This window comes from Streptomyces sp. NPDC012637 (assembly GCF_042954805.1).
GTDB lineage: Bacteria > Actinomycetota > Actinomycetes > Streptomycetales > Streptomycetaceae > Streptomyces.
This window is the reverse complement of record NZ_JBIBDS010000009.1, coordinates 35,332-55,782: the sequence shown is the minus strand read 5'-3', so window position 1 is coordinate 55,782 and position 20,451 is coordinate 35,332. Positions and strand designations below refer to the sequence as shown.

Below are 20,451 nucleotides of genomic sequence, written 5' to 3'. Positions count from 1 at the left end.
GGCCCCGGCCCCGAAGAGACGGCCCAGGATGCCTGGACGCCACCCGTGTGAACCCACCGGTAAGGAGCGCGTCCGGTACGCCCTAGCCTGGTGGGATGAGCGCGAACGAACACCGCACCGTGCTGCTGCGCGGTGGAGAAGTCCACAGCCCCGCCGACCCCTTCGCCACCGCCATGGTGGTGGAGCGCGGGCACGTCGCCTGGGTGGGCTCGGAGGGCGCCGCCGACGCCTTCGCCTCCGGCGTGGACGAGGTGGTCGACCTGGAGGGCGCGCTCGTCACTCCGGCGTTCGTCGACGCCCATGTGCACACCACCGCGACCGGTCTCGCGCTGACCGGCCTCGACCTGTCCTCCGCCGCCTCGCTCGCCGAGGCCGCGGACCGGATCCGCTCGTACGCCGCCGCCCGCCCCGCCGACCGGATCCTCCTCGGCCACGGCTGGGACGCCGCCCGCTGGCCCGAGCGCCGGCCGCTGACCCGTGCCGAGCTCGACGAGCTCACCGGCGGCCGCCCGCTCTACCTCACCCGCATCGACGTCCACTCGTGCGTCGTCACCACCGCGCTGCTCGACCTGGTGCCGGGCATCCGCGACCTCGACGGCTTCCACGACGGGCAGCAGCCGCTCACCGGCGACGCCCACCACGCCGTCCGTGCCGCGGCGTACGCGGCGCTCTCCCCGCAGCAGCGCACCGAGGCCCAGCGGGCCGCCCGGAACCACGCCGCCTCGCTGGGCATCGGCACCCTGCACGAGTGTGGCGGGCCCGAGATCTCCTCCGAGGACGACTTCACCGGCCTGCTGGACCTCGCCCGCAGCGAGCCCGGCCCCCGCGTGGTCGGCTACTGGGCCGACCTCGACATCGAGCGGGCCCGCGCCCTCGGCGCCCTCGGCGCGGCCGGAGACCTGTTCGCCGACGGTTCCCTCGGGTCCCACACCGCCTGCCTGCACGAGCAGTACGCCGACCACTCCGGCTCCGGCACGGCCCACCTCGACGCGGCGGCCGTCGCCGCCCACGTGGTCGGCTGCACCGAGGCCGGGCTCCAGGCCGGTTTCCACGCCATCGGCGACGCCGCCGTCGACGCGGTCGTCGAGGGCACCAGGGCCGCCGCCGAGAAGCTGGGCCTGGCCCGGATCCGGGCCGCCCGGCACCGCGTGGAGCACGCCGAGATGCTCAGCCCCGAGGCGATCGCGGGCTTCGCCGAGCTGGGCCTCACCGCCTCCGTGCAGCCTGCCTTCGACGCGTACTGGGGCGGCGACGAGGGCATGTACGCCGACCGCCTCGGCGTCGAGCGGGCCCGCGCCCTCAATCCGTACGCCGCGCTGCTGCGCGCCGGCGTGCCGCTCGCCTTCGGCTCGGACAGCCCGGTCACCCCGCTCGACCCGTGGGGCACCCTGCGCGCCGCCGCCTTCCACCGCACGCCCGAGCACCGGGTCTCGGTCCGCGCCGCCTTCACCGCGCACACCCGGGGCGGCTGGCGGGCCGTCGGCCGCGACGACGCCGGCACCCTGGTGCCCGGCGCGCCGGCCGACTACGCGGTCTGGCGCACCGGCGAGCTGCTCGTTCAGGCGCCCGACGACCGGGTGGCCCGCTGGTCGACCGATCCGCGCTCCGGAACGCCCGGTCTGCCTGATCTGTCCCCTGGTAGTGATCTTCCGGTGTGCCTGGAGACGGTCGTCTCCGGGCAAACCGTGTTCGTACGGCCGAACGAGTGACGTCGGGACATTTCGAGCCCCCGCTCGAACTTCTCCGGACTCGCCCGCGACCTGCGGATCTTCCGCGTTGTCCTGCAGAGACGGTTCATCACCGCAGGTCAAACGGGTGTTGACAGCGGGCCGCCACCGGCCGGTAGGTTCGGCGCGTCCACCAAGGACGTCCGACCGGTTTCAAACCTCCACGCAGGCACCGAACGCCGCCCGCGCCTCGGGGGCGAGGGAAGGTTTTTCCGGCGGAGGGTGCGACCCGGGTGGGGCCCCGGCGTTCAGTAGACAACGGCCTCGGTCGATCCGCAGCCAGCGGGTCCCGGGTCGGCCCGAAGGACGCCGGGCCCCGATCCCGCACCCCGTGCGTGCGGCTCGCTATGGTGGGGGCTCGCGTATGTATCCGAAGGGGCAGTAGTGAACGACGGTGGCCAGAGGCGTTACGGCCCGCTCGGCAAGGCCTTGGTGATCATCCCGACCTTCAACGAGGCGGACAACATCAAGCCGATCGTCGCGCGGGTACGGGAAGCCGTTCCCGAGGCGCACGTTCTCGTCGCCGACGACAACAGCCCCGACGGCACGGGCAAGTTCGCCGACGAGCTCGCCGCGGACGACGACCACGTCCACGTCCTGCACCGCAAGGGCAAGGAAGGGCTCGGCGCCGCGTACCTGGCCGGCTTCCGCTGGGGCATGGACCACGGCTACGACGTCCTGATCGAGATGGACGCCGACGGCTCCCACCAGCCCGAGGAACTGCCCCGGCTGCTCACCGCCCTCAAGGGCGCCGACCTGGTGCTCGGCTCCCGCTGGGTGCCCGGCGGCCGGATCGTGAACTGGCCCAAGTCCCGCGAGTTCATCTCGCGCGGCGGCAGCCTCTACTCCCGGCTCATGCTCGACGTGCCGATCCGCGACGTCACCGGCGGCTACCGGGCCTTCCGCAAGGAGACCCTCCTCGGCCTCGGCCTCGACGACGTGGCCTCGGCCGGCTACTGCTTCCAGGTCGACCTGGCCCGGCGCGCGGTCGCCGCGGGCTTTCACGTCGTGGAGGTGCCCATCACCTTCGTCGAGCGGGAGATCGGCGACTCCAAGATGAGCCGGAACATCGTCGTCGAGGCACTGTGGCGGGTCACCGGCTGGGGGCTCTCGGCCCGGGCGCAGAAGGTCGGCAAGCTGCTCGGCCGCAAGTCGTCCTGATCCTTCCTTTACGACGTTCCCACAGGCCGCCAGGCACACTGGGGGCATGACGACCGGCGCACCGCCTCCCCTCGCCCCCAAGCGCTCCCGCGCGCGCACGTTCCTCCCGCTGGGCCTCGCGGTCTGGCTGGTCCTGGAGATCTGGCTGCTCACCGTCGTGGCGAACGCGGCGGGCGGGTTCACCGTCCTCCTGCTCCTGGTCGGCGGGGGCGTGCTCGGCGCCGCCGTGATCAAGCGGGCCGGCCGCCGGGCCTTCGTCAACCTCACCGGGACCTTCCAGCGGGCCCAGGAGGCGGCGCAGCGCGGCGAGATGCCCACGGCTCCCGACAAGACCGCCGCGGCCGACCGCAACGGCTTCCTGATGCTCGGCGGCCTGCTCCTGATGATCCCCGGTCTGATCTCCGACGCGGTCGGTCTGCTGCTCCTCGTCCCGCCGGTGCGCGCCGCCGTCGGGCGGCTCGCGGAGCGCGCGGTGGAGCGCCGGATGGCCGCCGCTCAGCCCGGCAGTCTCCAGGACGCCTTCCAGCAGGCCCGTATCCACCGCCCGGACGGGAAAGTCGTCCAGGGCGAGGTCATCCGCGAGGACGCGGCCCAGGGGCCGCCCCGGGCCCAGGAGTCCCGCCCGCCGCTGACGCCTTGAGCCGACACCCTGAGCCGACACCCTGAGCCGACACCGTGACGCCGTCCGGCGTGACGCCATGACGCCGTAACGCGTAAGGGCCGGCGCGCAGGCTGCCGGCCCTTACGACACGTGCGGCGCCTCACGCCTCCCTACGGCCTCCGTCGCCTCCGTACGACGGGGAAGGCCGGCTCCCACGCGGCCGTACGCCGCGGACAGGGACGCGAACGCCGCGGGGCCCGGTACACGATGTGTGTACCGGGCCCCGCGGCGTTGCTCTGTCAGGCCGTGCGGCCGTCCGTCAGGCGGACTTGCGGCTGTCGCGCGGATGCACGGCGATGTTCATGGCGCCGGACCGAAGGACCGCCAGCCGCTCGGCCAGCACCTCCTCCAGCTCCTCGCGGGTACGCCGCTCCATGAGCATGTCCCAGTGCGTACGCGCCGGCTTGCCCTTCTTCTCCTCGGGGCCGTCCCCGTCCACCAGGAGTGCCTGGATTCCGCAGACCTTGCACTCCCACTCCGGCGGAATTTCCGCTTCCACGGAGAAGGGCATCTCAAAACGATGGCCCTTCTCGCATGCGTACTCCACGGCCTGGCGCGGGGCCAGATCGATGCCGCGGTCGGTCTCGTAGCTGGTCACCACGAGGCGCGTGCCGCGAAGAGCTCGCTCACTCATGAATCGTGCCTCCCGGGCTTGTCGCCCACAGGACAGGTGTCGCTGTCGTCGTCATCCGGTCAACGTCCGGTCGGCGGTAAAGATTCCCGTTCCGGGTCATGCGTCGCCCGTCGTGCCGCCCCTTTTTGTACCCACCAGTGCCCGTTTTGTCACATCTGGCAGCGGATGTCACCTAACGTCTTCACCAAGTCAGCACGCAGTAACGGTCCGCCTGGCAGGCCAAACGCGTACACTACCGCCCTTTCACTCCTGCGTCTAAATCCGGGCAGGTACGGGGTTGCCCGCGGCGGCCACCGCGGCCCGGACCGGCACCCTCGCCAGGAGCACGAAACCGATGCCGAAGAAGATCACCAGAGAGATGATGGCATCCCGATAGCTTCCGGTCAGCTGATACGCGAGACCGAACACCAAAGGACCCAGCCAGCTCAGTCCCCGGTCGCTCATCTCGTAGGCCGAAAAGTACTCCGCCTCCTTGCCGCGCGGCACCAGATGCGAGAACAGGGACCGCGACAGCGCCTGGCTGCCGCCCAGGACCAGACCGATCGCCGCGGCCAGGCAGTAGAAGAAGACCGGCGCGCCGGCCGGCAGGAAGTAGCCGGCCCCCAGGATGGCCGTCCACAGCGCGAGCGAGGCCAGGATCGTCCGCTTCGCGCCGTACACCCGCGCCATCCGGCCCATCCCGAGCGCCCCCGCCACCGCCAGGACCTGCACGAGGAGGACCGCCGTGATCAGCGTCGTCTGGTCGAGGCCCAGTTCCTCGGAGCCGTACACCGAGGCCTGTGAGATCACCGTCTGCACGCCGTCGTTGTAGATCAGGTACGCCAGCAGGAAGGACAGCGTCAGCGGATGGCGTCGCATGTCCCGCAGCGTGGCCCGCAGCTGCTTCCAGCCGCTGCCGACCGCGCCCTCGCCGGCCGCGCCGCCGGTGCGCGCGATCCGCCGGTCCCGCAGCCTGCGCAGCGGCACCAGCGTGAAGGCCCCCCACCACAGACCGGCGGAGGCCAGACAGATCCGCACGGCCATCCCCTCCGAGAGGCCGAAGGAGTCGTGCCCCGAGTACAGGACCAGGTTGAGCACCAGGACCAGCGCGCCGGAGGTGTAGCCGAAGGCCCAGCCGCGCGAGGAGACCGTGTCCCGCTCGTCCGGCTCGGCGATCTGCGGCAGGTACGCGTTGTACAGCACCATCGAGACCGACAGCGAGGCGTTCGCCACGATCAGCAGGAACGTGCCGAGGAGATAGCGTTCGCCCGCCAGGAAGAACATGCCCGTCGTCGCCGCGGCGCCCGTGTACGCCGCCGCGGCGAGCAGCGGCTTCTTCCGGCCCGTGCGGTCCGCCACCGCGCCCACCAGCGGCATCGCGAGCACCGCGACGACGATCGAGGCCGACACGGCGTACGCGAAGAGGGAACCGGCCCGCACCGGCACGCCCAGCGGGTGGACGAACCCTTCGGCGTCCGCCGCGGCCTTCGCCACCGAGGTCAGGTACGGCCCCAGGAACACGGTCACGACGCTCGTGGAGTAGACCGAGCACGCGAAGTCGTAGAAGTACCAGCCGCGCTGCTCGCGCCGCCGCTCGGCCGGATCGGCGGCGTGGCCGTCCGGCTGCTCGGTGGTGTCGACATCGGTCAAGGCCGCGCCCCCTCGTTCGTCCCCGTGGTGGTACGCGCGCCGGGTCACGTCCGGCGGATCGTGGTCAGGTCCGTCGGGCAGGCCCTAGGCCCACGTTCCCCGGTCGGTCAGGACGGCGCGCAGCGTCTCCAGATGATCGGTCATGATGCCATCCACGCCAAGGTCCAGGAGGGCGTGCATCCGGTCCGGCTCGTTCACCGTCCACACGTGGACCTGCAGACCGCGCGCGTGCGCCTCGCGCACGAAGCGCCGGTCCACCACCGGGATGCCGGCCTGCCGCTCCGGTACCTGCGCGGCCACCGCGCCCGCGCGCAGCGCCGCCGGGATGCCCAGCGAGCGCAGCCGCAGCCCGAGCACGCCCGTCACGCCGTAGGAGGTGGCGAGCCGCGGGCCGGCGTGCTTCTGTGCCCGGGCGATGCGCCCCTCGGTGAAGGAACTCACACAGACCCGGTCCCATGCGCCGGTCCTGCGGATGAGGTCGAGCAGCGGTACGAGCGCCGACTCGGTCTTCAGGTCCACGTTCCAGCGGGCCTCCGGGAACTCCTCCAGGAGCTCCTGGAAGAGCGGCAGCGGCTCCTTGCCGGCCACCCGGGCCTCCTGGACCGCAGCCCACGGCAGGTCCCGTATCCGGCCGGCGGCATCCGTGACCCGGTCGAGGGTCGAGTCGTGGAAGGCGACGAGCCGGCCGTCGGCGGTCGTGTGGACGTCGGTCTCGAAGTACCGGAAACCGGCCGCGGCGGCCCGCCGGAAGGCGGCCGCCGTGTTCTCCAGGCCGTCCGCCGTGCCGCCGCGGTGGGCGAAGGGGATGGGCGCCGGGTGGTCGAGGTAGGGGTGGCGTACGCGAGTCACCGCCGCAGTATCGCCTGCTCCGGTGTCCCCGAGGCAACGACGGTGCTGACCCGGTCCGGCTCGGGGACGGCGAAGAGGCGCAGGAAGAACTGGGCGAGCGGGCCGATCGCCACCGCGTAGAGCACCGTCCCGGCGCCGACGGAGCCGCCGAGCAGGAAGCCGGTCGCGACGACGAGCACCTCGATCGCCGTGCGCACCAGGCGGATCGAGCGGCCGGTCAGCCGGTGCAGGCCGGTCATCAGGCCGTCGCGCGGGCCGGGGCCGAAGCGGGCCGCGATGTAGAGACCGGTCGCGACCCCGTTCAGGACGATGCCCGCCGCCATGGTCGCGATCCGCGCGGGCAGGCCGTGGACCTCGGGGAGCACGGCCAGCGAGACGTCCATCGCCGCACCGATCACGAGGACGTTGGAGACCGTGCCCAGGCCGGGCCGCTGCCGGATGGGTATCCACACGAGCAGGATCAGCGCCCCGAGGACGGTCGTCACCACGCCGATGCTCAGTCCGGTCCGCTCGGAGAGACCCTGGTGGAGGACGTTCCACGGCTCCAGGCCGAGCCCGCTGCGCAGCAGCAGGATCGAACTGAAGCCGTACAGCGCGAGCCCGGCGTAGAGCTGGACGAGCCGGCGGGTCAGGTGCCGGCCGCGGAGACCGGAGGCGATGGACAAAGGACTGCCCCCCTGTGTGACGGCCCGATCGAGGGCCTGGGTGGTGGATGTGGACTGGCTCATGACACTCTGTGGCGGGGGACAAGCGGCCAACCATGGCCAATTCGCGGAAGGTGGACTGATTTCCATGGCCCAGTGGACTTCGGCCGTGGGGCCTGCGCAGCTCGCCCGGCAGCTCCAGGCCCAGCAGCCCCGGCCCGCCGCGCCCGGCGCCCGCAAGCCGCCCGCCTACCGCGCCCTCGCCGACGGCATCCGGCTGCTCGTCCTGGAGGGCCGTGTCCCGGTCGCCGCCCGGCTGCCCGCCGAACGCGAACTGGCCCTCGCGCTCACCGTCAGCCGCACCACCGTGGCCGCCGCCTACGAGGCGCTGCGCGCCGAGGGCTTCCTGGAGTCCCGGCGCGGCGCCGGCAGCTGGACCGCTGTTCCGGCCGGCAACCCGCTTCCCGCGCGCGGCCTGGAACCGCTGCCGCCCGAGTCGCTCGGCTCCATGATCGACCTGGGCTGCGCGGCGCTGCCCGCGCCCGAGCCCTGGCTCACCCGCGCCATCCAGGGCGCCCTGGAGGAGCTTCCGCCGTACGCGCACACCCACGGCGACTATCCGGCCGGACTGCCCGCGCTGCGGCAGATGCTCGCCGACCGCTACACCGAGCGCGGCATCCCCACCATGCCCGAGCAGATCATGGTCACCACCGGCGCGATGGGCGCCATCGACGCGATCTGCCACCTCTTCGCGGGCCGCGGCGAGCGGATCGCCGTCGAGTCGCCCTCGTACGCCAACATCCTCCAGCTGATGCGCGAGGCCGGCGCGCGGCTCGTGCCCGTCGCCATGGCCGAGGGGCTCGCCGGCTGGGACCTGCCGCGCTGGCGCCAGGTGCTGCGCGACGCGGCGCCCCGCCTCGCGTACGTCGTCGCCGACTTCCACAACCCGACCGGGGCGCTCGCGAGCGAGGACCAGCGGCGGCAGCTCGTCGAGGCGGCCCGCTCGGCCGGCACCGTCCTCGTCGTCGACGAGACGATGACCGAGCTGTTCCTCGACGACGACCTGGAGATGCCCCGCCGGGTCTGCGCCTTCGACCCGGCCGGCGCCACCGTCCTCACCGTCGGCTCGGCGAGCAAGGCCTTCTGGGCGGGCATGCGGATCGGCTGGGTGCGCGCCGCGCCCGACGTCATCCGCTCCCTGGTCGCCGCCCGCGCCTACGCCGACCTCGGCACCCCCGTTCTCGAGCAGCTGGGCGTGAACTGGCTGATGCGCACCGGCGGCTGGGAGCAGGCCGTCGGGCTGCGCCGCAGCCAGGCCCGCGAGAACCGCGACGCGCTGGTGGCCGCCGTCCGCAGGGAGCTGCCCGACTGGGAGTTCGAGGTGCCGCGCGGCGGCCTCACCCTCTGGGTCCGCACCGGTGGGCTCTCCGGCTCGCGCCTCGCCGAGGTCGGCGAGCGCGTCGGCGTCCGGGTCCCCTCGGGGCCACGCTTCGGCGTGGACGGCGCCTTCGAGGGCTACGTCCGGCTGCCGTTCACCGTCGGCGGCCCGGTCGCCGAGGAGGCCGCGTCCCGGCTCGCCGCCGCGGCCCGCCTCGTGGAGTCGGGCGCGGGCGCGGGCGGCGAGGCACCGCGGTCGTTCGTGGCGTAGTCCGGGCGGCGAGGCACCGCGGTCGTTCGTGGCGTAGTCCGGGTGAGAGGGCCGGAGAACGTTCGTGGCGTAAGCCGGGCGAGAAGGTTCGAGAAGGTTCGTGTCCTGGTCCGGGCGAGAAGGCACGAGAAGGGCGGCCGCACCTCCACGGGTGCGGCCGCCCTTCCGTGTGTGCGCGGGCTCCGGTCGCTCAGCCCTCCGCCGGGACCGGCGAGGGCACCGGGGCCGGCCCCGCGTCCTTGCGGGGCGTCGGCGCGGTGTCCGTGTCGAGGTCCGGCACCGGGGCGGGCTCCGGGGCCGGGACGGGCGCCGGCTCGATCGCCGCGATCGTCGCCGTACGGCGTTCCGGCAGCAGCTCCAGGACGGCGCGGCGGTGGGCCTCGCTGGTGGCGTCGTCGTACGGGTCGGGCGTCGCCGGGACCTGGAGGCGCAGCACCGGACCGGTGCCGAGGCGGGCGTAGCCGCGGCCGGGCGGGACGTCGGGCACCGGTGTGGTGTGCGGTCCGGCGCCCAGGACCGCCGCGATCTGCTCCGGCGAGGCGGGCCCGAGCACGACCCGGGCCCGGGTGTGGCTGCGGACCGTCTCGCCGAGCGCGTCCAGGCTGTCGAACTGCTCCGCGACCACGACCGTCACGGACGCGGCCCGGCCGTGCCGCAGCGGCACCTGGAGCAGGTCCTGCGGGTCGGGCCGGCCGTCGGCGGCGGCCAGGTGGCCGAGGACGCTCGGCCGGTCGAGGAGGATCCACAGCGGGCGGCGGGTGTCCTCGGGTGCGGGGCGGCCCGACTGGCGGGCGCGGTTCGCGGCGATCAGCCGCCGCTCGGTCTCGTGCGAGGCCCATTCCAGGCTGGCCAGGGCGCCCGAGAGCCCGCACTCGACGGCGAGCACGCCGTCCCGGCCGACCAGGCACGCGTACTCGCCGGTGCCGCCGCCCTCGACGATCAGCACGTCGCCGTGCGGCAGGGCCTGGAGCGCGACGGAACGCAGCAGGGAGCTGGTGCCGCTGCCCGGCTGGCCGACGGCCAGCAGGTGCGGCTCGGTGGAGCGGGGGCCGGTGCGCCACACCACGGCCGGGGCGTCCTCGGTCCCGTCCGAGGCGCGGACCGGCACGGTCCGCTGCACGGCGTCCGCGTCGGTGAAGCCGAGCACGGTCTCGCCGGGCACGGTGACGAAGCGCTGGGCGGCGATGGTCGTGGGCAGTGCGGGCAGCACTCGCATGGTGAGCCGGTTGCCCTCCTCGTCCCAGTCGAAGTGGTACTCGCGGCCCCGGCCCGACTTGGCGTGCAGCAGCTGCTCGATCCGGGCACGGGCGGCCGGCTCGCCGTCGGTGAAGTAGGGAGGGTAGGAGATCCGCAGCCGGGTGAGCCGGCCGTCCTCGTCGAAGGCGTGGTCCCCGAAGGCCGCGCTCCAGTCGCCGCCGTGGGCGAAGAGCGGCTCGGGGTCGTCCGGCAGCGAGAGGTACGGCACCAGCGCCTCGTAGAGGCCCTTGAGCCGGGCGATCTCCGCGTCGTCGGGCCCGGTCTTGACGACCGGGCGCTCACGTCCCTGCCAGGCGGCCGCTCCCATCAGCGCGACGAGCGCGAGGAGCGGGCCGTACGGCACGAGTGCGACGACCAGGACGCAGGCCGCGACCAGGAACAGCGTGGGACCGCGCCGCTCCTTGGGGGTCGCGGCCCACTTGGCGCGCGCGGTCGCGGCCAGCTTCCGCAGACCACGCGAGATGGTGATCAGCGGGTGGAGCACGTCGGTGGCGCTGTCGGCGGCCGTTCGCGCGATCTCTCGGCTGCGAGCGATCTGTGCGCTGCCGCTGCTCAGAATGCGGGGAAGTGGTCGCCGGGCCACGTCGTACTCCTGAGGTGGTGGAAGGGGATGAGGGCCGTCAGAACTTGATCCCGCCCAAGAGGCTGGCGAGGCTCTGGCCGCCGGCGGTGATGCTGGGGGCGATCGCGGTGCCCGCGAGGTAGAAGCCGAAGAGCGCGCAGACGAGGGCGTGCGAGGCCTTGAGTCCGTCCTTCTTGAAGAACAGGAAGCAGATGATGCCGAGCAGGACCACGCCTGAGATGGACAGGATCATGAGGTGTTCTCCTGGTTGAGGGGACAGTCACCTTGAGTCCTTCCAGGTTCACAGCAAGTATCTATGTGATTAAAGGTGCATATGGGTGAATCGCTGGCGATTTCACTTGACCGGCGGACGCGGGTGTCCCTCCGGGTGGCGAAACGCGCCGGGTGCGGTAGTGCACCGGCCGGGGACGGGCCGCGGTTGATCCTTGCCGCGCAGGAGCCCCCTCATGTCGTCCGACGGGCAGTACCCTGTCGATTCACTCGTACGGCCGCGCCCGCCGTGCGGGCCGAGCACGAAGGGTTGTGAACGATGAGCGAGAACGAGACGCCGGACCCCGAGGTCGTCGAGCTGGCCTCCAAGGTCTTCGACCTGGCGCGCGCCGGGGACGCGGTGACCCTGGCCGCCTACCTCGACGCGGGCGTCCCGGCGGACCTCACGAACGGCAAGGGCGACTCGCTCGTCATGCTCGCCGCCTACCACGGCCACGCCGAGGCGGTCACCGCCCTGCTCACCCGCGGCGCCGACGCCGACCGTGCCAACGACCGCGGCCAGACCCCGCTCGCCGGCGCCGTCTTCAAGGGCGAGGACGCGGTCGTCCGCGCCCTCCTCTCCGGCGGCGCGAATCCGGAAGCGGGAACTCCGTCCGCCGTGGATACCGCGCGGATGTTTGGGAAGACGGAACTCCTGGAGCTCTTCGGAGTTCGCTGACACCCCAGGTGAACGACGTGTGAACCCCAGGTGAGACGGCGCCGTAAATGTGGTCGCGGTGGCGAAATGGGTGGGTCATCATGACGTCGGGCCCGCAGGGGGCCACCGACGAGAGGCAGAGGAAGATGGTCACTGGCAAGCGCAGGACGACGGGCGGCCCGACATGTTGCCGCGCGGCCTAGGCGAACAGCCTGACCCGGTTCATCCCGGATTCCCCCCGGTCGTGTCGACAGCTTGATGTGAGGCGTCTTCCATGTTCGATCCAGTCATAGCGCCGAGCGGCACCTTGCTCGGTCTGCTGCAGCGGGGCCGCGGCGACGGCACCCTCCACGCGCTCGCCGCACCACGTGCCGAGGCCCTCGCGGCCCTCAACCACTGCGTGCTCGCCGACCCCCGTCACGACTGGCGGGTCGAGAACCGCTCCCTCTACTACGCGCGGCTCTACCTGGACCTCCACGGAGGTCTCGAGGAGATCGAGGCGCACCTCTTCGGAGCCGAGGACCACCTCGACGACGAGGAGTCCAGGACCGGGCTCGCGCTCGCAGTCCTCGGCCACCTCGCCGCCTACGGACGCCGCGACGCCCTGCTGCTCCTGCGCCGCTACGCCGCCGACGGCAGCAACTGGGCCTGGGCGCTCGACGAGCTCGCGCTGCGCGACGACGACGCGGGCCTGCGCGCCCTCGCCGAGCCCGTGCTCGCCCGCTTCCCGGCCACGCCCGAGGGCGAGGCCGAGCTCGCCGCCACCGTCCGCGACGCCTTCGAGCCGCGGCCCTGGCGACTGTGGGCCGACGACCCCCGCGAGTCCGTCGGCGCGCGCATCCGGGCCGCCCGCGAACAGGGCTCCTTCGACCGCTGGCAGCGCCAGCTGCGCCCCAGCGGGCCCCGGCCCGGCTGGAGCGTCCAGGCCGTCCTCGACTGGGCCCAGGAAGGGCACGAGCGCGGCGCCGAACTGCACGGGCCCGCCGCCCGCTGTCTGGTCGCCGTCGCCGGACCCGACGACCGCGAGACGATCCTCGCGGCCGCCCGCAGCGGCCCGGACGGTGCCCGCTGCGCCGCCCTGCACTACCTCGCCGAGGCACGGGACCCCGCCGTCCTCGACCTCGTCGAACGCGCCGTGGGCGACGGCTCCCGCGTCGTCGCCGAGGCCGCCGTCACCGCGTACCGGCGCATGAGCGGCGAAGCCGCCGTCGACCGCGCCCGCGGCTGGATCCACCGCCCCGACGAGCTCGGCGCCGCCGCCGCCGGGACGCTCGCCTGCCGCGGCGGCTCCGAGGACTCCCCCCTCGTCCTCGGCGCCCTCCGCGAGACGGTGCGCTCCCAGGGCCCCGACGCCCCCGCCCTCTACTCCCTCGTCGACGGCGCCGGACGCCTCGGCATCGTCTGCGCGGCCCCCGTGCTGCGCCACGTCTACCGCGAGACCGCCTCCTCCCACCTCCGCGGCCGCACCGCCCGTGCCCTCGCCGCCACCGACTCCGGCTTCGCGACCGGCTTCGCCGTCGAATGCCTGTGGGACTGCGAGGAGACCACCCGCGAGGTCGCCGCGCTGCACGCCGAGACGGGCGACGTGCGCGTCGCCGAGCGCCTGCGCAGGCTGGCCGCCGATCCCGCCGAGGAGGCGGAGGTCCAGGACGCGGTGCGCAACCGGATAGGGCCGGACCTCGACCTCCAGGTCTGACCTCCGCGGGTGACGTCCCGGCGTCGGACCGTCGTACGGGGGTGGCCCACCGGGCCGCCCCCGACGCCGTCCGCACCCGCCGGGCCGCCGCCCGGGGAAAACGCTCATGGGACGTTTCCCGGCCGTCCAGATCCACTTTGACGGGGACACGCCGGGTCCGACGACAACACGGGTATGCGTGTCGTCATCGTCACCGAGTCCTTCCCGCCCGATGTCAACGGTGTGGCCCACACGGCCCTGCAGACCGCCCGCCACCTCGTCCGCCGCGGCCACGACCCCCTCGTCGTCGCCCCCGCGGCCCCCGCATCCGCCCCGGGAACGGACGCCGACGCGCCGTGCCCCGTGATCCGGGTCCCGTCCCTCCCGCTGCCCGGCTATCCCCAGGTCCGGGTCGCCCTGCCCAGCCGCCGCGTCGCCGCCGCCATCGCCGCGCACCGGGCCGACCTGGTCCACCTCGCCAGCCCCTTCGTCCTGGGCGTGCGCGGCATGACCGCCGCCACCCGTCTCGGCCTGCCCGCCGTCGCCGTCTACCAGACCGACCTCGCCGGATACGCCCGCACCTACATGGGCGCCGGAGAGGCCGCCGCATGGCGCCGGCTGCGCGCCGTGCACGGCGCCGCCGACCGCACCCTCGCCCCGTCCACCGCCGCCGTCCGGGACCTGGAGGCACACGGCATCGAGCGGATACGGCTCTGGGGACGCGGGGTCGACACCGCACGGTTCCGGCCCGGGCTGCGCGACGGGGCTCTGCGCCGAAGACTCGCTCCCGGCGGCGAGGTCCTCGTCGGCTACGTGGGGCGGCTCGCGCCCGAGAAGCGCGTCGACCTGCTCGGCGGGGTGTGCGGGATGCCCGGCGTCCGGGTCGTGGTGGTCGGCGACGGCCCCAGCGAGCCCGGCCTGCGGACCGCCCTGCCGGGCGCCGCCTTCCTCGGCCGCCGCACCGGAGACGAGCTGGCGCGGATCTTCGCCTCGCTCGACGTGTTCGCGCACACCGGGCCGTACGAAACCTTCTGCCAGACCGTCCAGGAGGCCATGGCCAGCGGCGTGCCCGTCGTCGCCCCGGCCGTCGGAGGCCCGCTCGACCTGGTCGCGCACCGCCGCACGGGCCTGCTCGTGCCACCCGGCGATCCCGACGAGCTGCGCACGGCGGTGGCCGCGCTGGCGGCCGCGCCGGAGCTCCGGGCGGTGTACGGGGCGGCCGGCCGGGCCGCGGTCGGGCGCCGCACCTGGGAGGCGATCGGCGACGAGCTGATCGGCCACTACCGGGAGGTGCTGCGCGAGCGGACGGTGGTGGCGGCGTGAACCGCACCGGCACGCGGGTCCCCGGCGCGCGGGGGAAGGGCGCCGAGCAGCGGGAGAAGGGCGGCGGGCTGCGGATCGTCCGGCTCGCCAACTTCGTCACCCCGACCTCCGGGGGACTGCGCACCGCCCTCGATCAGCTCGGCCGCGGCTACCGGGCGGCGGGCCACGAACCCGTCCTCGTCGTACCCGGCGACACGGCCGGCGACGTCGAGACGGAACAGGGCCGGGTGATCACCCTGCCCGGGCCCGCGGTACCCGGCACCGGCGGCTACCGCGTCCTCTCCGACCGGCGCGGCCTGCGCCGGCTCCTCGAGGAACTCGCGCCCGACCGCCTGGAGGTCTCCGACCGGACCACCCTGCGCTGGACGGGCGAGTGGGCGCGCCGCGCCCGGGTGCCGTCCGTGATGGTCTCGCACGAGACCGCCGACGGAGTGCTCCGCACCTGGGGCGTCCCGCCCGCGCTCGCCGCACGGGCGGCGGACCGGCTCAACCGCCGTACCGCGTGGGCCTATTCGCGGATCGTGTGCACGACGGAGTGGGCGGAGCGGGAGTTCGTACGGATCGGGGCGCGGAACGTCGTCCGCGCGCCGCTCGGGGTGGACCTGGACCGCTGCCGGCCGGAGCGGCGCGGCACGGCCCCGCGTGACCGGTACGCGGACGGCGAGCGGGTGCTACTGGTGATGTGCTCGCGCCTCTCGGTCGAGAAGCGCCCGCTCGTCGCGCTCGACGTGCTGGCCGTGCTGCGTGCCGAGGGCGTGCGGGCGGCGCTGGTGGTCGCGGGAGAGGGGCCGCTGCGGGGCGCGATGGAACGCCGTGCGCGGGAGCTGCGGCTGCCGGTGCGGTTCCTCGGCCACGTCGCCGACCGCGAGGCCCTGGCCGACCTCCAGGCCGCGGCCGACGTGTGCCTGGCGCCGGGACCGGCCGAGACGTTCGGCCTCGCGGCCCTCGAAGCCCTCGCCTGCGGCACGCCGGTCGTCTGCAGTGCCTCCTCCGCACTCCCCGAGGTCGTGGCGGACGCCGGTGCCTGTGCCGCCGACGACCCGGCCGCCCTCGCCCGCGCCGTCCGCACGGTCCTCGACCGCCCGGAGCCCTTTCGCCGCGCCGCCGCCCGCGCCCGTGCCGAACTCTTCTCCTGGCCCCGCGCCACCGCGGCCTTCCTGTCGGCCCACGACGCACCCCCGAACCCCGTCCTCGGCGCCCCGCGGCAGGAGCTCGCCCGATGACGACCGAGGCCGAGGCGTCGACCGGGCGGGCTCCCACGGGAGTGCCGGGCCGGCCCGGCACCGACGCGACGCGGCCCTCCGCCGCCGTTCCCGCCGTCACCCGCTTCGTCGTGCTCGGGGACTCCCTCAGCGAGGGGGTCGGCGACCGGGTCGGGGCCGGCTGGCGCGGGTGGGCGGCGCTGCTGGCCGAGGGGATCGGGGGCGGCCGGGAGGAGGTCGCGTTCACGAACCTCGCCGTCAGCGGGGCGCAGAGCCGGGACGTGGCCGAGACGCAGCTGGGCCGAGCGTCGGCGCTGCGGCCGCAGCTCGCGTCCGTCGTCGTCGGGGTCAACGACACGCTGCGCCGCACCTTCGACATCGGGCTGCTCGCCCGCCGTCTCGACCGGGTGTGCGCCGAGCTGGCGGCGGGCGGCGCCGTGCTGCTCACCGCCTGTCTGCCCGACCCCGGCCGGATGCTGGGGCTGCCCGCGCCGCTGGCCCGGCCGCTGGCCCGGCGGCAGCGGGCCGTCAACGCCGTGGTGCACGCGCTGTCCGAGCGCCACGGCGCCGTGCACCTGCACCTCGACGCGCCCGCGTGGACCGCGGACCGCTCGCTGTGGAGCGCCGACCGGCTGCACCCCGGCGAGCGCGGCCACCGCGCCATCGCCGCCGCCTTCCACCGGCTCCTCGCGGAACGGGGCCTCGCCCACGGCACGGCGCCCTCCACCGAACCCGAGGAGCCGCCGCCCACCCGCGCGGACGCACTGCTCTGGCTCGCGACCGCCGGCACCGCCTGGGTCGTACGCCGCTGCGGCGACCTGCTGCCGCAGCTGCTCCTGCTCGCCGCCACCGAGATCCGGCACGACGCCACCGGCTCCCGCGCCCTGCTCGACGCCCGCGCCGAAGCCGCCCTCTCCCACGCCCTCGCCGCCACAATGAGGGCATGACCGGACGCTGGGAGTTCTGGATCGACCGGGGCGGCACCTTCACGGACGTCGTGGGCCGGCGCCCCGACGGGCGGCTCGTCACCCGGAAGCTGCTCTCGCACGACCCTGCCCGCCCCCACGACGCCGCCGTCGCGGGCATCCGGCTGCTCCTCGGCCTCGGACCCGACGAGCAGGTCCCCGCCGAGCGGGTCGCCGTGGTCAAGATGGGCACCACCGTCGCCACCAACGCCCTCCTGGAACGGCGCGGCGAGCCCACCCTCCTGCTCGTCACCACCGGCTTCCGCGACGCCCTGCGCATCGCGTACCAGAACCGCCCCCGCATCTTCGACCGCCACATCGTGCTGCCCGAGGCGGTGTACGCGCGCGTGGCCGAGGTCCCCGAGCGGGTCGACGCCCACGGCGCCGTCGTCACCCCGCTCGACGAGGACGCCGTCGCCGCCGCCCTGGCCGCCGCCCACCGCGACGGCCTGCGCTCCGCCGCCGTCGTCCTCCTCCACGGCTACCGCCGGCCCGAGCATGAGCTGCGGGTCGCGGAGCTCGCCCGGGCCGCAGGTTTCACCCAGGTCAGCTGCTCCCACGAGGTCAGCCCGCTGATCAAGCTCGTCCCGCGCGGCGACACCACCGTCGTCGACGCCTACCTCTCGCCGATCCTGCGCCGTTACGTCGACGAGGTCGCCCGCGAACTGGCCGGAATCCGCCTGATGTTCATGCAGTCCAACGGCGGACTGCGCGAGGCCGCGCACTTCCGCGGCAAGGACGCCGTCCTGTCGGGACCGGCGGGCGGCGTCGTCGGGATGGCCCGCACCTCGCGGCAGGCCGGTCACGACCGGGTCATCGGCTTCGACATGGGCGGCACCTCCACCGACGTCTCGCACTACGCGGGCGAGTTCGAGCGCGAACTCGGCACCCAGGTCGCCGGGGTGCGGATGCGCGCCCCGATGATGAGCATCCACACGGTCGCCGCCGGCGGCGGCTCCGTGCTCCATTACGACGGCCAGCGCTACCGCGTCGGCCCCGACTCCGCCGGCGCCGTGCCCGGCCCCGCCTGCTACCGCCGCGGCGGCCCGCTCACGGTGACCGACGCCAACGTGATGCTCGGCCGGATCCAGGCCGCGCACTTCCCGGCCGTGTTCGGCGAGCACGGCGACCAGCCGCTCGACGCCGACGTCGTCCGGGAGCGCTTCACCGCCCTCGCCGCCGAGATCGGCGGCGGCCGCACGCCCGAGCAGGTCGCGGCCGGATTCCTGGAGATCGCCGTCCTCAACATGGCGAACGCCGTCAAGAAGATCTCCGTGCAGCGCGGCCACGACGTCACACGCTACGCCCTCACCTGCTTCGGCGGCGCCGGCGGCCAGCACGCCTGCGCCGTCGCCGACGCACTGGGCGTCGACACCGTCCTCGTACCGCCGCTCGCCGGGGTCCTCTCCGCGTACGGCATCGGGCTCGCCGACGCCACCGCCATGCGGGAGCGGTCCGTCGAGGCAGGACTCGACGCCGAGGGCACCGGCGAGAGCGTCACCCGCCTCTGCGAAGAACTCGCCGGCCACACCCGCGAGGAGCTGCGCGCCGACGGACTGCCCGACGACGCGATCACCACCCACGCGCGCGTGCTGCTGCGTTACGCGGGCACCGACGCGAGCCTCCCGGTACCGCTCGCCGGGCCGGAAGAGATGAGGACCGCGTTCACGGCCCTTCACCGCAAGCGCTACGGCTTCACCATGGACGCGCCGCTCGTCGTCGAGGCCGTCTCCGTGGAGGCCGTCGGCAGCGCGGGACCGCACGGGCCCGTCGCCGTACCGCAGGGCACGCGGGAGGGCGGCCTCGCGCCCCGGGACACCGCCACCGCGTACAGCGGGGGAGCGCCCGCCCCGACACCGCTGCACCGCCGTGAGGACCTGTGTCCCGGTGACGGCGTCACCGGCCCCGCGATCCTCGCCGAGGCCGACGCCACCACCGTCGTCGAACCCGGCTGGCGGGCCACCGCCACGGACACCGGCCACCTCCTGCTGCGCCGCGTCGCGCCCCGCCCCGCGCGCACGGCCGCGGGCACGGACGTCGACCCCGTCCTCCTGGAGGTCTTCAACAACCTCTTCATGGCGATCGCCGAACAGATGGGCGTGCGCCTGGAGAACACCGCCCACTCCGTCAACATCAAGGAACGGCTCGACTTCTCCTGCGCGCTCTTCGACCCCGAGGGCAACCTCATCGCCAACGCGCCCCACATCCCGGTCCACCTCGGCTCCATGGGCGAGTCCATCAAGGAGGTGCTGCGCCGCAACGAGGGCGGGCTGCGCCCGGGCGACGTGTACGCCATCAACGACCCGTACCACGGCGGTACCCACCTGCCCGACGTCACCGTCGTCACCCCGGTCTTCGACGACGCAGGCGCCCGGCTGCTGTTCCTCGTCGCCTCGCGCGGCCACCACGCCGAGATCGGCGGCATCACGCCCGGTTCCATGCCCGCCTTCAGCCGCACCGTCGACGAGGAGGGCGTCCTCTTCGACAACTGGCTGCTCGTCCGCGACGGACGGCTGCGCGAGGCGGAGACCCGCGCCCTGCTCACCGGCGCCCCGTACCCCTCGCGCGACCCCGACACCAACATCGCCGACCTGCGCGCCCAGATCGCCGCCAACGAGAAGGGCATCGAGGAACTCCGCAAGACGGTCGACCAGTTCGGCCTCGACGTCGTCCACGCCTACATGCGGCACGTGCGCGCCAACGCCGAGGAGTCCGTCCGCCGCATCGTCGCCGGCCTCCGCGACGGCTCCTGCCGCTACGAGACCGACGACGGCTCCGTCATCCAGGTGGCCGTCACCGTGGACCGCGAACGGCGCTCCGCCGTCCTGGACTTCGCCGGCACGTCGGCGCAGCGCCCCGGCAACACCAACGCGCCCACGTCCGTGGTCATGGCCGCCGTCCTGTACGTGTTCCGCACCCTCGTCGACGACGACATCCCGCTCAACAGCGGCTGCCTGGAACCCCTCGACGTGCGCGTCCCGCCCGGCTCGATGCTCGCCCCCGCCCACCCCGCCGCGACCGTCGCCGGCAACGTGGAGACCTCCCAGGCCGTCACCGGCGCCCTCTACGCGGCCCTCGGCGTCCAGGCGGAGGGCTCCGGCACGATGAACAACCTCACCTTCGGCAACGACCGCGTGCAGTACTACGAGACCGTCGCCAGCGGCTCCGGCGCCGGCGAGGGCTTCGACGGCGCCGACGCCGTGCAGACCCACATGACCAACTCCCGGCTCACCGACCCCGAGATCCTGGAGTGGCGCCACCCGGTCCGGATCGACGCCTTCACCGTCCGCGAGAACGGCGGCGGACGCGGCCGCTGGCACGGCGGGGCGGGCGTCGAGCGCCGCATCCGCTTCCTCGAACCCATGACGGTGGCCCTGCTCACCGGCCACCGTCGCGTCCCGCCGTACGGCATGGCGGGCGGCGAACCGGGCGCGCTCGGCGCCAACACGGTCGAGCGCGCCGACGGCACCGTCGACCGCCTCGCGGGCGTGGACACCACCCGGGTCGGCCCGGACGACGTCCTCGTCGTCCGCACCCCCGGAGGGGGAGGCTACGGCCCGCCGCCCCTGTGAACCCCGTCGCCGGC

General features: G+C 74.3%; 16 protein-coding genes. 10 read left to right on the top strand and 6 right to left on the bottom strand.

All coding sequences use genetic code 11. From position 1 onward, the window contains the following. Nucleotides 1-95: 95 nt before the first annotated feature. The 3 genes from ACFY8W_RS31000 (at nucleotide 96) to fxsA (ending at nucleotide 3,528) form a co-directional block, all read left to right on the top strand. Nucleotides 96-1,709, top strand: coding sequence for an amidohydrolase family protein (locus tag ACFY8W_RS31000; RefSeq protein WP_391112378.1), 1,614 nt, complete (start codon nucleotides 96-98; stop codon nucleotides 1,707-1,709). A 402-nt stretch (nucleotides 1,710-2,111) separates the two neighbouring features. Further along, the gene (locus ACFY8W_RS30995) at nucleotides 2,112-2,888 is read left to right on the top strand and encodes a glycosyltransferase (protein WP_391112375.1); all 777 of its coding nucleotides are present in this window, start codon (nucleotides 2,112-2,114) and stop codon (nucleotides 2,886-2,888) included. Between the two features lie 46 nt (nucleotides 2,889-2,934). Further along, nucleotides 2,935-3,528 (top strand): FxsA family membrane protein, encoded by a 594-nt coding sequence (fxsA, locus tag ACFY8W_RS30990; protein WP_391112372.1) that lies wholly within the window; start codon nucleotides 2,935-2,937, stop codon nucleotides 3,526-3,528. A gap of 280 nt (nucleotides 3,529-3,808) precedes the next feature. Here the strand turns inward: fxsA and ACFY8W_RS30985 are convergent, their stop codons facing one another. From ACFY8W_RS30985 to ACFY8W_RS30970, 4 genes are all read right to left on the bottom strand, one after another. Then, nucleotides 3,809-4,183: an RNA polymerase-binding protein RbpA gene (locus ACFY8W_RS30985; RefSeq protein WP_015032218.1), complete on the bottom strand. Its 375-nt coding sequence runs from the start codon at nucleotides 4,181-4,183 to the stop codon at nucleotides 3,809-3,811. Nucleotides 4,184-4,438: 255 nt separating this feature from the next. Further along, nucleotides 4,439-5,812: an MFS transporter gene (locus ACFY8W_RS30980; RefSeq protein ID WP_391112369.1), complete on the bottom strand. Its 1,374-nt coding sequence runs from the start codon at nucleotides 5,810-5,812 to the stop codon at nucleotides 4,439-4,441. 84 nt (nucleotides 5,813-5,896) lie between these two features. Further along, entirely contained in the window at nucleotides 5,897-6,661 is a 765-nt protein-coding gene (locus ACFY8W_RS30975; RefSeq protein WP_391112366.1) for a glycerophosphodiester phosphodiesterase family protein, read from the bottom strand. Beyond that, the gene (locus ACFY8W_RS30970) at nucleotides 6,658-7,389 is read right to left on the bottom strand and encodes a YitT family protein (protein ID WP_391112364.1); all 732 of its coding nucleotides are present in this window, start codon (nucleotides 7,387-7,389) and stop codon (nucleotides 6,658-6,660) included. The genes ACFY8W_RS30975 and ACFY8W_RS30970 overlap by 4 nt, the downstream gene beginning before the upstream one ends. Before the next feature lie 64 nt (nucleotides 7,390-7,453). Between ACFY8W_RS30970 and ACFY8W_RS30965 the strand changes: the two genes are divergently transcribed. After that, nucleotides 7,454-8,953: an aminotransferase class I/II-fold pyridoxal phosphate-dependent enzyme gene (locus ACFY8W_RS30965; protein WP_391112360.1), complete on the top strand. Its 1,500-nt coding sequence runs from the start codon at nucleotides 7,454-7,456 to the stop codon at nucleotides 8,951-8,953. 190 nt (nucleotides 8,954-9,143) lie between these two features. Here the strand turns inward: ACFY8W_RS30965 and ACFY8W_RS30960 are convergent, their stop codons facing one another. Then, a complete protein-coding gene (locus tag ACFY8W_RS30960) occupies nucleotides 9,144-10,793 on the bottom strand; it encodes a hypothetical protein (protein ID WP_391112358.1) in 1,650 nt (549 codons plus the stop codon). A 37-nt stretch (nucleotides 10,794-10,830) separates the two neighbouring features. After that, nucleotides 10,831-11,025, bottom strand: a complete 195-nt coding sequence (locus ACFY8W_RS30955; RefSeq protein WP_128976945.1) for a hypothetical protein — start codon at nucleotides 11,023-11,025, stop codon at nucleotides 10,831-10,833. Nucleotides 11,026-11,322: 297 nt separating this feature from the next. Here ACFY8W_RS30955 and ACFY8W_RS30950 point away from each other — a divergent pair, with 297 nt between their 5' ends. From ACFY8W_RS30950 to ACFY8W_RS30925, 6 genes are all read left to right on the top strand, one after another. Then, nucleotides 11,323-11,721, top strand: a complete 399-nt coding sequence (locus tag ACFY8W_RS30950; RefSeq protein WP_391112355.1) for an ankyrin repeat domain-containing protein — start codon at nucleotides 11,323-11,325, stop codon at nucleotides 11,719-11,721. Nucleotides 11,722-11,974: 253 nt separating this feature from the next. Further along, nucleotides 11,975-13,396: a HEAT repeat domain-containing protein gene (locus tag ACFY8W_RS30945; protein WP_391112352.1), complete on the top strand. Its 1,422-nt coding sequence runs from the start codon at nucleotides 11,975-11,977 to the stop codon at nucleotides 13,394-13,396. A 174-nt stretch (nucleotides 13,397-13,570) separates the two neighbouring features. After that, entirely contained in the window at nucleotides 13,571-14,698 is a 1,128-nt protein-coding gene (locus ACFY8W_RS30940; protein WP_391112349.1) for a glycosyltransferase, read from the top strand. After that, nucleotides 14,695-15,921 (top strand): glycosyltransferase, encoded by a 1,227-nt coding sequence (locus tag ACFY8W_RS30935; protein WP_391112347.1) that lies wholly within the window; start codon nucleotides 14,695-14,697, stop codon nucleotides 15,919-15,921. The genes ACFY8W_RS30940 and ACFY8W_RS30935 overlap by 4 nt, the downstream gene beginning before the upstream one ends. Beyond that, on the top strand, nucleotides 15,918-16,847 hold the full coding sequence (locus ACFY8W_RS30930) for a GDSL-type esterase/lipase family protein (RefSeq protein ID WP_391112344.1): 930 nt from the start codon (nucleotides 15,918-15,920) through the stop codon (nucleotides 16,845-16,847). The genes ACFY8W_RS30935 and ACFY8W_RS30930 overlap by 4 nt, the downstream gene beginning before the upstream one ends. Beyond that, nucleotides 16,844-20,437 (top strand): hydantoinase B/oxoprolinase family protein, encoded by a 3,594-nt coding sequence (locus tag ACFY8W_RS30925; RefSeq protein WP_391112341.1) that lies wholly within the window; start codon nucleotides 16,844-16,846, stop codon nucleotides 20,435-20,437. Before ACFY8W_RS30930 ends, ACFY8W_RS30925 begins: the two co-directional genes overlap by 4 nt. Nucleotides 20,438-20,451: the final 14 nt, after the last annotated feature.

Coding starts and splice junctions, on each gene's coding strand:
- ACFY8W_RS30930 (WP_391112344.1), top strand. CDS start 15,918: ATGACGACCGAGGCCGAGGCGTCGACCGGGCGGGCTCCCACGGGAGTG.
- ACFY8W_RS30955 (WP_128976945.1), bottom strand. CDS start 11,025: ATGATCCTGTCCATCTCAGGCGTGGTCCTGCTCGGCATCATCTGCTTC.
- ACFY8W_RS30950 (WP_391112355.1), top strand. CDS start 11,323: ATGAGCGAGAACGAGACGCCGGACCCCGAGGTCGTCGAGCTGGCCTCC.
- ACFY8W_RS30965 (WP_391112360.1), top strand. CDS start 7,454: ATGGCCCAGTGGACTTCGGCCGTGGGGCCTGCGCAGCTCGCCCGGCAG.
- ACFY8W_RS30925 (WP_391112341.1), top strand. CDS start 16,844: ATGACCGGACGCTGGGAGTTCTGGATCGACCGGGGCGGCACCTTCACG.
- ACFY8W_RS30985 (WP_015032218.1), bottom strand. CDS start 4,183: ATGAGTGAGCGAGCTCTTCGCGGCACGCGCCTCGTGGTGACCAGCTAC.
- ACFY8W_RS30945 (WP_391112352.1), top strand. CDS start 11,975: ATGTTCGATCCAGTCATAGCGCCGAGCGGCACCTTGCTCGGTCTGCTG.
- ACFY8W_RS31000 (WP_391112378.1), top strand. CDS start 96: ATGAGCGCGAACGAACACCGCACCGTGCTGCTGCGCGGTGGAGAAGTC.
- ACFY8W_RS30970 (WP_391112364.1), bottom strand. CDS start 7,389: ATGAGCCAGTCCACATCCACCACCCAGGCCCTCGATCGGGCCGTCACA.
- fxsA (WP_391112372.1), top strand. CDS start 2,935: ATGACGACCGGCGCACCGCCTCCCCTCGCCCCCAAGCGCTCCCGCGCG.
- ACFY8W_RS30940 (WP_391112349.1), top strand. CDS start 13,571: ATGCGTGTCGTCATCGTCACCGAGTCCTTCCCGCCCGATGTCAACGGT.